Source organism: Streptomyces sp. WM6372 (assembly GCF_001279655.1).
Lineage (GTDB): Bacteria > Actinomycetota > Actinomycetes > Streptomycetales > Streptomycetaceae > Streptomyces.
This window is the reverse complement of the sequence record NZ_LGDB01000186.1, coordinates 1-14,162: the sequence shown is the minus strand read 5'-3', so window position 1 is coordinate 14,162 and position 14,162 is coordinate 1. Positions and strand designations below refer to the sequence as shown.

The following is a 14,162-nucleotide window of genomic DNA, read 5'->3' as shown; positions in this document are numbered from 1 at the left end:
GCCGATGACGAAGGCGTCCGGGCTGTTACAGCCCGATGAACACGGAAATCAACAATCGAGGAACCGCGACGGCGGGCAGCCGCCTCCGCGAGAGCGGCGCCGGTCGAGGCGCCAAAAGGTGGCCGGCCGCGGCAGCACCCGGGGTGACCTGGCTGGGGGAGCCTGATCGGGCTTCACGGGGTGACTGCCGCGGCCGGGGCCTTCGGGGGGCGGCCGCGCGGGCCGTCAGACGGCCTCCGCGGCTTCGGGGAGCCGGGAGGCGAGCTGGTCGGTCAGCTGGACCACGTCGGCGACGTCGCCGTACTCACGGGCGGCGGTGTCCACGGTCTTGCGGATCCGCGTATTGACCCGTTCGGAGCGCACCTTTTCCGCCACCTTCAGCGCGCGGTCCACGAGGACGACGGCCTGCTCGGGCTCGCGCCGGAGCAGGTGCACGGTGGCCATGCCGATCAGGTTGAGGCTGTACGAGCGCTGGTGCTCCTCGTCCTTCTCGAAGAGGTCCACGGCGCGCTGCATCACCGGTTCGGCGAGCGAGGCGTACATGGGGCTGCGCCCGGCCACGTAGGCCAGGTCGCGGTACGAGTGGGAGTTCTCGCCGTTCAGCTCGGCCTCGGAGAAGAACCGGATCCAGTCGGGTTCGGGCTCGCCGCCGAAGTCGACGTCGGAGAAGGTGTCCTCGGCCATCCGGACGGCTCGTTTGCAGCGGCTGGGCTGGCCCATGTTGGCGTAGGCGCGGGCCTCCATCGCATACAGCATGGCCTGGGTGCGCGGACCGGCGCAGTCGCGGCTGCCGTACTGCGCGAGGTGGACGAGTTCCAGGGCGTCCTCGGGGCGGCCGAGGTGGATCATCTGGCGGCTCATGCTGGAGAGGATGTACGAGCCGAGCGGCTTGTCCCCGCCCTCCTTGGCGGCGTGCAGCGCGAGGACGAAGTACTTCTGCGCGGTGGGGTGCAGGCCGATGTCGTAGCTCATCCACCCGGCCAGTTCGGCGAGTTCCGCGGCGACCTTGAAGAGCCGGCGCATGACGGGGGCCGGGTGGTTCTCCTGGAGCAGGTCGGTGACCTCGTGCAGCTGGCCCACGACGGCCTTGCGGCGCAGTCCGCCGCCGCACTGGGCGTCCCACTGGCGGAACATGACGGTGGTGGCTTCGAGGAGGCCGAGTTCCGGTTCGGAGAGCCGCGGCGGGCGGTGGCCGCTGAGGGCGCCGGGCGCGCCCGCCTCGCGGGGGCCCGGGTCGGCGGCTGCGACCGGGACGAGCCAGCGCTGCATGGGCTCGATGAGGGCGGGGCCGGCGGAAAGGGCCAGGGAGGTCCCCAGGAAGCCGCGGCGGGCCAGCATCAGGTCGCTGCGGGAGAACTCCCCGAGGAGCTCGACGGTCTGCGGGCCGGCCCAGGGCAGGTCGACGCCGGAGACGGAGGGCGTCTGGTGGGCGGTGCGCAGCCCGAGCTGCTCGATGGCGACGACGGAGCCGAAGCGCTCGGAGAACAGCTCGGACAGGATCCGCGGGACGGGCTCGCGGGGCTGCTCGCCGTCGAGCCAGCGGCGCACCCGGGAGGTGTCCGTGCTGATGTGGTGGGCGCCCATCTGCCGGGCGCGCCGGTTCACCTGGCGGGCGAGCTCGCCCTTCGACCAGCCGCTGCGGACGAACCAGGAAGTCAGTTGCTCATTGCGGGCCGCGGAGCCCGGGACCTCCGGCTCCACGCTCGTTCCGCTTGCGCCGTTGCCGCTCACTGGAACGCCCCCATCCACTCAGCCTCTTCACACGAAACCCTGGCTGGAGCGGCGAGCGCCGCCACGGACCTTCACAGATCCTCCACACGTTGCCTCCGGCATAACCACGGACGGCCCGCCTTCGGGGTTTGGTGCACTGAAAGTAATCCTACGATCACCCCCTCCGCGAGGTCGATTCCAGAAACGCCACCATTCGCCACCCCTTTGAATGAACTAGCCACCCGCCAGGCGCGATTCACTTGACACCGAGGCGAAAACGATCGGATGTACGGGAGTGCACCAGGGGCGCGCGCGGCGAGGAGTGCGCCGGGCAGCCCCTCCGGGCACCGGGCTCGCACCCGGCCCCGCATCCCGTCCCGCCGACGTCGTAACCACCTGCGCGTCCGACCCGTTGGAGGGGGCATGGGCATGGGCTTCACGATCGGCGGCAGCCGCGGCACCAAGGAGTTCCGTTCCGGCTCGCGGCGCCGCGGCCGGACGTCGGAGTGCACGGCGGTCGCGGAGTACACCGGGCTGTGGGGCTGGGATGTCGTCCCCGGCGCGCGCGCCGCGGCCCCCGCCCGCGGCTGCTCCTGCGGTCATACGAGCTGCAGCGCGCCGGGGGCTCATCCGCTCCCCCTGGCTCCGACCGTCCCGGCCGGCGCCACCCTCGACGAGGTCACCGAGACCTGGGGCGGATACCCCGGCGCGGCGGTGCTGCTCCCGGTCGGCCGGACCTTCGACGTCATCGAGGTCTCCGAGGAGGCCGGGCGCCGGGCACTGGTCCGCCTGGAGCGGATGGGCCTGCCGCTCGGTCCCGTCACCGCGACCCCGGACAGCCGGGCGCAGTTCTTCGTGGCCCCGGGCGCGGCGGCCGAGCTGCCGCAGCTGCTGTACCGGATGGGCTGGGACGACGCCGACCTCGACCTGCGGGCCCTGGGGCCCGGCGCCTTCCTGACGGCCCCGCCGTCCGACCTCGCGGGCCTGGGCCCGGTCGGCTGGCTGCGCCCGCCCGCGCTGGACTCCGCGGGCGGCCCGCCGCAGGCCCGGCTGCTGCTGGGCACCCTCGCATACATCTGCCACCGGCTCCGGCGGTAGGGAGCTACGACAGCGCCCCCGGGTTCCGGCCGGAACCCGGGGGCGCTGTCCTGCGTACGGGCCGCGCTCAGTCGCCGATCAGGGCGTCCACGAACGCCTCCGGCTCGAAGGGCGCGAGGTCGTCGGGGCCCTCGCCGAGGCCGACGAGCTTGACCGGGACGCCGAGCTCGCGTTGGACGGCGACGACGATGCCGCCCTTGGCGGTGCCGTCGAGCTTGGTCAGCACGATGCCGGTGATGTCCACGACCTCGGCGAAGACACGCGCCTGGGTCAGGCCGTTCTGGCCGGTGGTGGCGTCCAGGACCAGCAGGACCTCGTCCAGCGGGCCGTGCTTCTCCACGACGCGCTTGACCTTGCCGAGCTCGTCCATGAGGCCGGTCTTGGTGTGGAGGCGGCCGGCGGTGTCGATGAGCACCACGTCGGCACCCTCGGCGATGCCCTCCTTGACCGCGTCGTAGGCGATCGAGGCCGGGTCGCCGCCCTCGGGGCCGCGTACCGTACGGGCGCCCACGCGGTCGCCCCAGGTCTGGAGCTGGTCGGCGGCGGCGGCGCGGAAGGTGTCGGCCGCGCCGAGCACGACCGAGCGGCCGTCGGCGACGAGCACACGGGCCAGCTTGCCCGTGGTCGTGGTCTTGCCGGTGCCGTTGACGCCGACGACCATCACGACGCCCGGGGTGTCCATGCCGCTCTCGGTCTTCACGGCGCGGTCGAAGTCGGTGCCGACCAGGGTCAGCAGCTCCTCCTTGAGCAGGGTGCGCAGGTCCGCCGGGGTGCGGGTGCCGAGCACCTTGACCCGCTCGCGGAGCCGGTCCACGAGCTCCTGCGTCGGCACGACACCGACGTCGGCGATCAGGAGGGTCTCCTCGATCTCCTCCCAGGTGTCCTCGTCGAGGTGCTCGCGCGAGAGCAGCGTGAGCAGCCCCTTGCCGAGCGAGTTCTGCGACCGGGCGAGGCGGGCGCGCAGCCGGACCAGGCGGCCGGCCGTGGGCTCGGGCACCTCGATCTCGGGGGCGGCCGGGGCCTCGGGCTCGGCGACGACGGCGGGCGCCTCGGGAGCCGCAGCCTCCGCTTCGGGGAGGACGACCTCCTCGATCGTGCGGCGGGGCTCTTCCGCCGTCTCTACGGCGTCCTCCCCCACCTGCGGTTCGGCGGGCGGGGCAGTGATGGTCGGCGTGCTCGGCGGTGCCGAGGGCGGCAGCTGCTTCTTCTTGCGGCTGCTGACCACGAGCCCGCTGATCGCGCCGACCGCGACCAGGGCGATGACTACAGCAAGGATGAGGATGTCCATAACCCGTCCAGTATCGGCCACGGCGGCCCCGGACCCCCGTCTCCGGCGGTTCCGGCCGGGCCGTAAGCCTCCATTTGTGGACTTGGCGGCACATCTACGATGATGGGCGACTTACCCGTACGTCCTGCCCACCGGAGTACCGCATGCCTGCCGAGCCCGCCGACGGCGCGATACAGACGCCCACCCAGAGCTCCGTCGACGTCTCGGCCGAGACCTCGGCCGAGACGTCGGTGGAGACCCGCGGCCTGGAGCCCGTCCCGGACGGCGAGCGCAGCGGCCGGGTCCGCGAGCTCGTGCCCACCTGGGTCGCCGCCAACATCAGCGTGCTGCTGCTGACCATGGGCGCCGGCCTGGTGATCTTCAACAAGCTCAACATCTGGCAGGTGCTCGTCGTCGCGATCGCCGCGCCGGTCGTCTCGTACGGGATCGTCGGACTGATCTCGATCGCCGGGAAGCGCGGCGGCGCCCCCGGCATGGCGCTCTCGCGGGCCGTGTTCGGCCAGCGCGGAAACCTCTTCCCCGGCGCCCTGATCTGGGTCGCCCGCTGGGGCTGGGAGACCATCAACGCGGTCAGCGGCGCCTTCGCCATGCTCACCGTGCTGGACCTGCTGTTCGGCGTGCGCAAGAACACCGTCCTGATCATGGTCACCCTGCTGCTCTTCGTCGGCTGCACCTTCCTGGTGTCCGGTCTCGGCATCAGCGCGCTGCGCGTGTGCTCGACCTGGTCGACGTACCTCTTCGGCGCCTTCAGCGTGCTCGTGCTCGGCTATCTGGTCGCGGAGACCGACTGGTCCGCCGTCTTCGACAAGCCGGCCGGCTCGACGGCGATGATGATCGCCGGCATCGGAACCATCGCCGCGGGCGGCATCAGCTGGGTCCCGTCCGGCCCGGACTTCACCCGCTACCTGCCGCGTACGGCCTCCGCCAAGGGCATGGTCGGCGCGACGATCGGCGGCGCGGCCGTCGTCGTGATCCCGATGGTGCTCATGGGCGCGGTCATGGCGGTCGGCACCCCCGACCTGGCCACGGCGCAGGACCCGGTCTCCTTCATCGGCAATCTGCTGCCCGTGTGGATCGCGGTGCCGTACCTGCTGATCGCGCTCGTCGGCATGCTGCTGATCAACTCGATGTCGATGTACTCGGCGGGCTTCACGGCGCAGACCCTCGGCATCAAGGTCCCGCGCGCGGCGGCCGTCAGCGTCAACGCCGTCATCAGCCTGGTCTTCGGCTTCCTGCTGATGGTGGTCGCGACCAGCTTCTTCGGCTCGTTCATCTCCTTCCTGACGCTGCTGGCCGTGGCGTTCTCCGCGTGGATCGGCGTCTTCGGCGTCGACATGCTGCGGCGGACCTCGTACGACGGCGCCGCGTTGCTGGACACCACCCGCACCAGCGCCTACTGGTACCGGGGCGGGTACGCCTGGCAGGCCATGACCGCGTGGGGCGCGGCCCTGGTCGTGGGGCTGCTCTTCACCAAGGTCGACTGGTTCGGCGGGCCGCTCGCCGGCACCTGGATCGGGCAGAACGGCCTGGGCTGGGCGGCCGGCATCGTCACGTCCGGCGTGCTGTACGCCGTACTGCCGCGCACGGCGGTTCCGACGGCTCCCGCGGCCGGGTCCGGGGCCGGGGCCGAGGCCGGGGCCGAGGAGCCCGCGCTCGCCCCCGCCGGATCCCTGTCCAACTGACGCCACGTCAGCTAACGTCCCCCTTCGCCCGCGCACCCACATCCGGCGAAGGGGGACTTCTCCATGCCCATCACCGTGGCCCGGTTCAATCTGGTCGACCCGAACGGCACCCCCGAGACCCTCTCCGCCCGTTACAAGGCCGCGCTGGAGATGGCGAGGTACGCGGACGACCGCGGCATCGACACCGTCCAGACCGAGGAGCACCACGGCGCGGCCAACAACTGGCTGCCCTCGCCGTTCGCCTTCGCGGGCGCGGTCTTCGGCGCCACCCGCCGGATCGCCGTCACCGTCTCGGCGATCATCGGCCCGCTGTACGACCCGCTGAAGGTGGCGGAGGACATCGCGGTCCTCGACCTGCTGAGCGGCGGCCGTCTCGTCACGGTCGCCGGCATCGGCTACCGCCCCGAGGAGTACGAGCAGCACGGCGTCGAGTGGGGCCGGCGCGGCCTCCTCCAGGACGAGCTGCTGGAAACCCTGCTGCGGGCGTGGACCGGCGAGCCGTTCGAGTACCGCGGCCGTACCGTACGCGTCACCCCGCGGCCCTTCACGCAGCCGCACCCACTGCTCCTGGTCGGCGGCAGCTCCAAGGCCGCGGCCCGGCGCGCGGCCCGGCTCGGGCTGCCCTTCTTCCCCAGCGCGCACCTGCCGGAACTGGAGGCGTACTACCAGGCGCAGCTCGCGGAGCACGGGACGGAGGGCTTCTGCATGATGCCCGCGGCGGAGACGCCGCTGCTGCACATCGCGGAGGACCCGGACCGGGTCTGGGCCGAGTACGGCGACCGCTTCCTGCACGAGGCGGGCATGTACGCGTCCTGGCAGTCGAAGGACATCCGCAGCGCCGTACGGTCGGCAGCCCGCTCGGTGGCGGAGCTGCGCGCGGAGGGCGTGTACCGGGTGCTGACCCCGGACGAGGCGGTCGCGTACGCGCGGGGGGCGGGCGAGGCGGGGAACCTGGTGCTGCACCCGCTGTGCGGCGGGATGCCGCTGGACGAGGGCTGGCGCAGCCTGCACCTGTTGTGCGAACGGGTGCTGCCCCGGCTCAAGGACTGAGCGGGGGCAGCACCTGCCGTAAGAGGAGAGGGGGCGGTGGCGGGGGTGGTTACCCCATCTCCTCCAACGCCTTGCCCTTGGTCTCCGGCACCCATTTGAGGATGAACGGGATCGAGAGCAGGGCGAAGAACGTGTAGATCATGTAGGCGCCCGAGAGGTTCCAGTCGGACAGCGACGGGAACGTGACGGTGATGACCCAGTTGGCGATCCACTGGGCCGCGGCGGCCACACCGAGGGCGGCGGCGCGGATGCGGCCGGGGAACATCTCGCCGAGCAGCACCCAGACCACCACGCCCCAGGAGAGGGCGAAGAAGAGGACGAAGAAGTTGGCCGCGACCAGGGCGGTGATGCCCTGCGCGTGCGGCAGGGAGATGTCGTCGCCGGTTCCGGTCTTGAACGAGAACGCCCAGGCCGCCGTGCCCAGCGACAGCGCCATGCCCACGGAGCCGATGAGGGCGAGCGGCTTGCGGCCGAGCCGGTCCACGAAGATCATCGCGATCACCGTGCCGATGATGTTCACGACCGAGGTCTCGAAGGAGTACAGGAACGAGGAGCTCGCGTCGATGCCGACCGACTGCCACAGCGAGGAGCTGTAGTAGAAGATCACGTTGATGCCGACGAGCTGCTGGAAGACCGAGAGGCCGATGCCGATCCAGACGATGGGCAGGAAGCCGAAGCGCCCGCCGAGCAGGTCCTTGAAGGTGGACTTCACTTCGGAGCGCATGGAGTGGTCGATCTCGCGGACGCGGGCGTCGGCGTCGATGCCCGAGCCCTCGACGTCGCGCAGGACCTCCTTGGCCTTGTCCGTGCGGCCGACCGAGACGAGGAAGCGCGGGGACTCCGGGATGGCGAAGGACAGCAGGCCGTAGAGCACGGCCGGGACGACCATCACGCCGAGCATCCACTGCCAGGCTTCCAGGCCGCCGATCTCGCCGCGCTGGTCGCCGTCGGCGAGGTTGAGGATGCCCCAGTTGACCAGCTGCGAGACGGCGATGCCGATGACGATGGCCGCCTGCTGGAAGGAGGCCAGCCTGCCGCGGTAGGCGGGCGGGGAGACCTCGGCGATGTAGGCGGGGCCGATGACCGAGGCCATGCCGATGCCGAAGCCGCCGATGACGCGCCAGGTGGCGAGGTCCCAGAGGGCGAACGGGAGGGCCGAGCCGATGGCGCTCGCGGTGAACAGGACGGAGGCGATCTGCATGCAGCGGATACGGCCGATCCTGTCGGCGATGCGGCCGGCGGTGGCGGCGCCGAGCGCGCAGCCGATCAGGGCGGCGGCGATCACCTGGGCGAGTGCGGCCGATCCGACGTCGAAGCGGTCGCGGATGGCCTCCACGGCGCCGTTGATGACGGAGCTGTCGTAGCCGAAGAGGAAGCCGCCCATGGCAGCGGCCGCGGTGATGAAGATGACGTGGCCGAGGTGGTCGGGGTGGGACGCGCTTCCACCGCCTGACGCGGGTGCGTTCGCTGTGCTGGTCAAGGTGCGCTCCTGGGCCCGGCGGCGACGGCGGGCTGTGTGGGGGTCTCGTTGTTGCTTGCTCGTGTTCCTCTAGTGGCGCACAGCAAACTGCTTGCCACCACCTGAACGTCAACACGGCACAGCAGAGCCTATGGCTTCACTTTCTGAAGTCAATAGGCGAGATGAACCCGATTCTTCACAGAGCCGACCCTGGAGCGATCGCGGGTTGTGTTCATTAAGTGAAGCGAAAGGTCAACGAAGACGTTGACTGATGACCTTGGAGACGCCGTCTCCCTGCATGGAGACGCCGTACAGCGCGTCGGCGACTTCCATCGTCCGCTTCTGGTGCGTGATCACGATCAGCTGCGAGCTCTCCTGGAGCTCCTCCATGATCCGGATCAGCCGCTGCAGGTTGGTGTCGTCGAGCGCGGCCTCGACCTCGTCCATCACGTAGAACGGACTGGGCCGCGCTTTGAAGATGGAGACCAGCAGGGCGACGGCGGTCAGCGAGCGCTCGCCGCCGGAGAGCAGCGAGAGCCGCTTGACCTTCTTGCCCGGCGGGCGGGCCTCCACGTCCACGCCGGTGGCCAGCATGTTGTCGGGATCGGTGAGGATCAGCCGGCCCTCGCCGCCGGGGAACAGCCGCGAGAACACCCCCTCGAACTCCCGGGCCGTGTCCCGGTAGGCCTCGGTGAACACCTGCTCGACGCGCTCGTCGACCTCCTTCACTACCTGAAGGAGATCGGCACGGGTCTTGCGCAGATCCTCCAACTGCTCGCTGAGGAAGCGGTGGCGCTCCTCCAGCGCCGCGAACTCCTCCAGGGCGAGCGGGTTGACCTTGCCGAGCTGCTGGTACGCGCGCTCGGCGGCCTTCAGCCGCTTCTCCTGCCGGGCCCGTACGAAGGGCCCCGGCTCGGCGTCGGCGTCCGGGTCCTCCCCCTCGGCGGGCGGGCTCGGCGGTACGGGCTGGTCCGGCCCGTACTCGGCGACGAGGCTCGCCGCCTCCATCCCGAACTCCTCCAGCGCACGCGACTCCACCTGCTCGATGCGCAGCCGCTTCTCGGCGCCGAGCACCTCGCCGCGGTGCACGGAGTCGGTGAGCTTGTCGAGTTCGCCCTTGAGGTCGCGGCCGCGGCCCCGGGCCTCGCCGAGTTCCCGTTCGCGCAGGCCCTTGGCGTGCTCGGCGGCGGCGCGCTCCTGCTCGGCCCGGCGCAGCGAGACCTCCAGGTGCGCCAGGAGCTGCCGGGCTCCGTCGGCGACGGCACGGGCCACCTCGGCCTCGTGGCGCAGCCGGGCCCGGCGGCGCTCGGCGCGGGCGCGGGCCTCGCGTTCGGCGCGGGCGCCGCGGTCCAGGGAATCGGCCCGCCCGGCCAGCCCCTTGACCCGCTCCTCGTGGGTCCTGAGCTGGAGCCGGGCTTCCATCTCGGTCTGGCGGGCGTTGGCCCCGTCGGCGGCGAGCCGGTCCCGTACGGCGGTGTCCGGCTCCTCCTCCATCGGCATCTCCTCAGCGATGGCCAGCCGTTCCGCGCACTCCTCGACCTCGGCCAGCGCCTGCTCCAGCGCGTCCTGGGCCTTGGCCGCCGCCGCGGCGCTGCGCTCGGCCTCGCCCGCCGCGCCCTTCGCCTGCCCGGCGAGGCGCCCCAGCTGCTGCGCCACCCCGGCCCGGGCCTGCTCCCCGGCCCGGCGCCGCTCGCCGATCTCCTCGACCCGCGCCACGAGCTCCCGCCGCAGCGCGTGGGCCCGATCGCGCGCCGCGCCGCGTTCCGTGCACTCGGCATCCAGCCGGACCAGCTCGTCATCCGCCTCGTCGACGGCGGCCTGCACCTCGATCAGGCTGGGGGCCCCGGCGGACCCGCCGTGCGCGAGGTGCGCACCGAGCACGTCCCCGTCCGGGGTCACGGCGACGAGATCGGGCCGCGCCCCGACCACCCGCTCGGCCTCGTCGAGCTCCCCGACGACGACGTAATCCCGCAGGACCCATCCCACGGCCCGCACCAGCCCGGCGTCCCCCTGCACCAACCCCCCGGCGGGTACGGGCCCCTGCCCGGACCCGTCCGGGGACGGAGCCGGCCGCACCGACACGGCCCCGGGGGCGGGGCGCGGAGCGGAACCCCGCTCGTCCCGCGCCGCGGGGAACGCGGAAGCCCCGGCGGGCGACGCCGGCCCGGTGCCCGGGGCGGAGTCTCCGGCAGGCGGCGTCTGCTCAACCGGCGTCTGCGGGCCGCCGCCTGGGGCGGTACCCCGCTCCGCCCCGTCCGGCCCCGCCGCCATGTGCCGCGCGGGGGCCGGTTCCGAGCCCTGGTCAAACCCGTCCGGCCCTGCCGTGGTGCCCGTGGCCACCGCCTGGCCCGGGAAGGGGATCCCCGACGGTGAACCCGCCGGAGGCTGGGCATCCGCATCCACATCCGCATTGCCATTGCCATTGCCATTGCCGTCGGCGTCGGCCTGGCCGGGGATCGGGATCCCGGTCGGCGCGTGCGTGATCAGGAGGGTGGCCCGGCCCGCGTCCGCCTCCCTCAGGTGCCGGATGGCGGCGGCCGCCGCGCCCGGTGAGGACACCGCCAGCGCGTCCGCCGCCGCGCCCAGCGCCGCCGCCACCGCGACCTCGTACCCCGGGGTCACCGACAGCCGCTCCGCCGCCGGCCCCAGCAGCCCCGCCAGCCGCTCCCGTGCAGCGAGCAGCGCCCCCGTGCCGTCCTTCCTCCGCAGCCCGAGCGCCAGCGCGTCCCGCCGCGCCGACACCGCCGCCCGTGACGTCTCCGCGGCAGCCACCGCGTCCCGCGCCTGCGCCAGCGCGGCCTCCGCCGCCGCGAGCTCCGCCCGCGCCGCCGCGTACTCCTCGTCCACCGCCGGGTCTTCGAGCCCGCCGACCTCCTCGGCCAGCGCCTCGTACTCCGCCTGGGCGGCCCCGGCCCGGGACTCGGCCTCGTCCCGCGCCGCCACCAGCCGGTCGATCTCCGCCTGCGCCGCCCCGGCCCGGGACCGGGCCGCGCCCACCCGCCCCTTCAGCCGCGCCAGCCCCTCGCGCCGATCGGCGATGGCCCGCGCCGCGTCCCGCAGCCGCCGCTCCTCCGCGGCCAGCGCCCGCTCCAGCTCCGCCCGGTGCTCGACGGTGTCCTCCAGCGCCCGCGACGCCGCCTCCAGCGCGGCCGTCAGCTCTGCCTCCTGCTCGCGGATCCGCGCGGCCTCCCGCTCCATGTCCTCGGGATCGCGGCCGCGCCGCTCTTCCTCGGGCGCCGCGGCCGAGGCCGACTTGACCCGCGCGTCGGCCAGGGACGCGGTCCCCCGTACCCGCTCGGCCAGCTGCGACAGCTCGTACCAGGTCTGCTGCGCCCGCTGGAGCCGCGGCGTCAGCTGCCGCACCGTTTCCTCAAGTTCCGCCTCGCGCCGCAGGGCCTGCGCGAGCTGCGCCTCGGCCGCCTCCTTGCGCTCCTTCAGCGCCGCCTCGTCCGCGATCTCCGCGTCGAGAGCGCCCCGCAGCGCCACCAGGTCGTCGGCGAGCAGCCGCAGCCGCGCATCGCGCAGGTCGGCCTGGATGACCGCCGCCCGCCGGGCCACCGCCGCCTGCCGCCCCAGCGGCTTCAGCTGGCGCCGCAGTTCCTCGTTGAGGTCCTGCACGCGCGCGAGGTTGGCCTGCATCGCGTCCAGCTTCCGCAGCGCCTTCTCTTTGCGCTTGCGGTGCTTGAGTACGCCGGCCGCCTCCTCGATGAAGGCGCGCCGGCCCATCGGATCGGCGTGCAGGACGGAGTCCAGCTGTCCCTGGCCGACGATGACGTGCATCTCGCGGCCGATGCCCGAGTCGGAGAGCAGCTCCTGGATGTCGAGCAGCCGGCAGGTGTCCCCGTTGATCTGGTACTCGCTGCTGCCGCCGCGGAACATGATGCGCGTGATCGTGACCTCGGCGTACTCGATCGGCAGGGCGCCGTCGGAGTTGTCGATGGTCAGTGACACCTCGGCCCGTCCGAGCGGCGGCCGCCCAGTGGTGCCGGCGAAGATGACGTCCTCCATCTTGCCGCCGCGCAGGGATTTGGCCCCCTGCTCCCCCATGACCCAGGACAGCGCGTCCACCACGTTGGACTTGCCCGAGCCGTTGGGTCCGACGACACACGTGATGCCGGGCTCGAAGCGCAGGGTGGTTGCGGAGGCGAAGGACTTGAAGCCACGCAGGGTCAGGGACTTGAGGTGCACGCCGCCGGACTCTACCTTTTGCGTTCGGTTTCACCCATGAAGGTGCAGGGCACACCTGACGTCAAAGGAATCGGCCCCCCACCTGGCCCAATGCGCTCGGGCACCAAGGGCACGGCCGGCGGCCGGGGCGGCCAAGAAAGAAGGGACGCCGAAGCGTCCCTTGCAGATCATGCTGGGGGCTGGAGTCGAAGCGACGAATAGAGCGCGGATCAGGTGAGCGCAGGCTCCGCCTGGGGTACGTCGATGTCGATGCGGTCCAGCAGCGAGTCTCCGTGCTGAGCGGCGGCCGCGTTCAGCGCGTCATTTTCGGACTGAATCCGTACGAGCTCGGACTCGAGGTCCTGGACGCGCTGCTGAAGCCGTCGCATCTCGGCGAGGAGTCGCGGATCGGAACCGCCGACGTAACCGAGAAGCGCCTTTGCCATGATGGATGGTCCTCCACACTGAGTGACCGACCGAAGCGGTGTGGGTCGTGAGGGAATCGCACCCGCGGATGTCCGGCAGCGACTGTCAGTCACTGCACTTACTAGTGCCAGCACTGCCAAACAGCTCAGGTGCGCGGGGCTTCCAGCGTCTCACCAAAAAGTTTGACGGTCAACACGATCACACCCCGTATCGGCGGGCAGCCCGGCTCTCCCAAGGGGCGTGGAGATCATCCGCTGCTTCGAGCCTTCCACGGAACGCCGCCCCCGGCAACGCGTCGACGGCGGAACGCGCAGATCCGGCCGGGTGCGGACCCCCCGGAGATGTGATCAGTACATGATCAGCCGATCGGTCAGCGGATCGCGAACCCGTCGTAGCCACCGCGCGGTGTGCCCCAGATCTCTGTCACTCCGTCGACCCTCCCGGGCGTGTCGGCGGAGCGGAGCCAGTCGAGCAGCCGGTGGCAATTCTCACGTTGACCTTCGGCCACCACCTGTACTCGCCCGTCGTCGAGGTTGAGCGCGAATCCGACGACTCCGCCGATCTCCAGTGCATTGGCCCTGGTGAACCAGCGGAAGCCCACTCCCTGTACACGGCCGCGCACCCACGCGGTCATGCGCACGTCTTCGTTCATGCGTGAACGCTAACGGGGCCGCGTCTTTCGCCCCACATCGCCCCGGCGCCCCATCGCGTACAGTCGCGCACCAGTGAACTCACCCATTTGGGTGAGTAAGGGATGATCTTGAGCTGCAAGGAAGGCACGTCGCCGATGGGACGCCACCGACTTCACGCCGCGCCGGGCCGCGACGGCAACCGCCGCACCCTCGTGCGCACCGCCCTGCTGGGCGGGGCCGTGGCCGTGGTCCTCGGCACGGCGGCGGTGACCACCGGCATGGTGCCGGTCGGCACTTCCTTCCCCTATGTCGGCGTCAGCGCCGACGGCTCGACCGGGAAGACGCAGGCCGAGGCCGGGGCCGACGCCGACGCCCCGACGCGTCCGGACCCCGGGAACGAGCAGCAGACGGGCGGTCTCGCCAACCTCTCCGGCCGCGCCTCCGCGGGCCCCGACGCGGGCAGCCCGCCACCCTCGGCCTCCCCCTCGCCGTCCGCCTCCCCTTCCCCGTCGGCCCCGGCGAGCCCCTCGGCCTCGCCCACCCCCTCGGCCTCGCCCACCCCGTCGGCCTCCGCATCCCCCTCCGCCAAGGTGCAGGCGAAGCCGCAGAAGAGCCCGCCGCCGGTACCGGCCCCGGTGCCGGTGCCGCCG

The 14,162-nt window shown here is 72.2% G+C and carries 9 protein-coding genes and 1 pseudogene; 4 read left to right on the top strand and 6 right to left on the bottom strand.

Annotation, left to right across the window (positions count from 1 at the left end; genetic code table 11):
* Positions 1–225: 225 nt before the first annotated feature.
* The gene (locus ADK52_RS19280) at positions 226–1,731 is read right to left on the bottom strand and encodes a hypothetical protein (protein ID WP_063783892.1); all 1,506 of its coding nucleotides are present in this window, start codon (positions 1,729–1,731) and stop codon (positions 226–228) included.
* 408 nt (positions 1,732–2,139) lie between these two features.
* On the opposite strand from ADK52_RS19280, the gene ADK52_RS19275 reads away from it, so the two are divergent.
* On the top strand, positions 2,140–2,808 hold the full coding sequence (locus ADK52_RS19275) for a bifunctional DNA primase/polymerase (RefSeq protein ID WP_053691127.1): 669 nt from the start codon (positions 2,140–2,142) through the stop codon (positions 2,806–2,808).
* Between the two features lie 67 nt (positions 2,809–2,875).
* Here ADK52_RS19275 and ftsY read toward each other — a convergent pair whose 3' ends face one another.
* On the bottom strand, positions 2,876–4,096 hold the full coding sequence (ftsY, locus tag ADK52_RS19270; RefSeq protein ID WP_053691080.1) for a signal recognition particle-docking protein FtsY: 1,221 nt from the start codon (positions 4,094–4,096) through the stop codon (positions 2,876–2,878).
* A 143-nt stretch (positions 4,097–4,239) separates the two neighbouring features.
* Between ftsY and ADK52_RS19265 the strand changes: the two genes are divergently transcribed.
* Positions 4,240–5,778 carry a cytosine permease gene (locus ADK52_RS19265; protein ID WP_053691079.1) on the top strand — a complete coding sequence of 513 codons (1,539 nt, stop codon included), beginning with the start codon at positions 4,240–4,242 and terminating at the stop codon, positions 5,776–5,778.
* Positions 5,779–5,841: 63 nt separating this feature from the next.
* Positions 5,842–6,828 (top strand): LLM class flavin-dependent oxidoreductase, encoded by a 987-nt coding sequence (locus ADK52_RS19260; protein ID WP_053691078.1) that lies wholly within the window; start codon positions 5,842–5,844, stop codon positions 6,826–6,828.
* Between the two features lie 49 nt (positions 6,829–6,877).
* Here ADK52_RS19260 and ADK52_RS19255 read toward each other — a convergent pair whose 3' ends face one another.
* The 4 genes from ADK52_RS19255 to ADK52_RS19240 form a co-directional block, all read right to left on the bottom strand.
* Positions 6,878–8,308, bottom strand: a complete 1,431-nt coding sequence (locus tag ADK52_RS19255) for a sugar porter family MFS transporter (RefSeq protein ID WP_053691077.1) — start codon at positions 8,306–8,308, stop codon at positions 6,878–6,880.
* A 231-nt stretch (positions 8,309–8,539) separates the two neighbouring features.
* A complete protein-coding gene (locus ADK52_RS19250) occupies positions 8,540–12,475 on the bottom strand; it encodes an AAA family ATPase (protein ID WP_053691076.1) in 3,936 nt (1,311 codons plus the stop codon).
* 209 nt (positions 12,476–12,684) lie between these two features.
* Entirely contained in the window at positions 12,685–12,900 is a 216-nt protein-coding gene (locus ADK52_RS19245; RefSeq protein ID WP_030162422.1) for a hypothetical protein, read from the bottom strand.
* Positions 12,901–13,250: 350 nt separating this feature from the next.
* Positions 13,251–13,532, bottom strand: a complete 282-nt coding sequence (locus ADK52_RS19240; protein WP_053691075.1) for an acylphosphatase — start codon at positions 13,530–13,532, stop codon at positions 13,251–13,253.
* Between the two features lie 135 nt (positions 13,533–13,667).
* On the opposite strand from ADK52_RS19240, the pseudogene ADK52_RS19235 reads away from it, so the two are divergent.
* Positions 13,668–14,162, top strand: a pseudogene (locus tag ADK52_RS19235) (CAP domain-containing protein); the annotation flags it as partial.

Coding starts and splice junctions, on each gene's coding strand:
- ADK52_RS19275 (WP_053691127.1), top strand. CDS start 2,140: ATGGGCTTCACGATCGGCGGCAGCCGCGGCACCAAGGAGTTCCGTTCC.
- ftsY (WP_053691080.1), bottom strand. CDS start 4,096: ATGGACATCCTCATCCTTGCTGTAGTCATCGCCCTGGTCGCGGTCGGC.
- ADK52_RS19265 (WP_053691079.1), top strand. CDS start 4,240: ATGCCTGCCGAGCCCGCCGACGGCGCGATACAGACGCCCACCCAGAGC.
- ADK52_RS19260 (WP_053691078.1), top strand. CDS start 5,842: ATGCCCATCACCGTGGCCCGGTTCAATCTGGTCGACCCGAACGGCACC.
- ADK52_RS19245 (WP_030162422.1), bottom strand. CDS start 12,900: ATGGCAAAGGCGCTTCTCGGTTACGTCGGCGGTTCCGATCCGCGACTC.
- ADK52_RS19240 (WP_053691075.1), bottom strand. CDS start 13,532: ATGAACGAAGACGTGCGCATGACCGCGTGGGTGCGCGGCCGTGTACAG.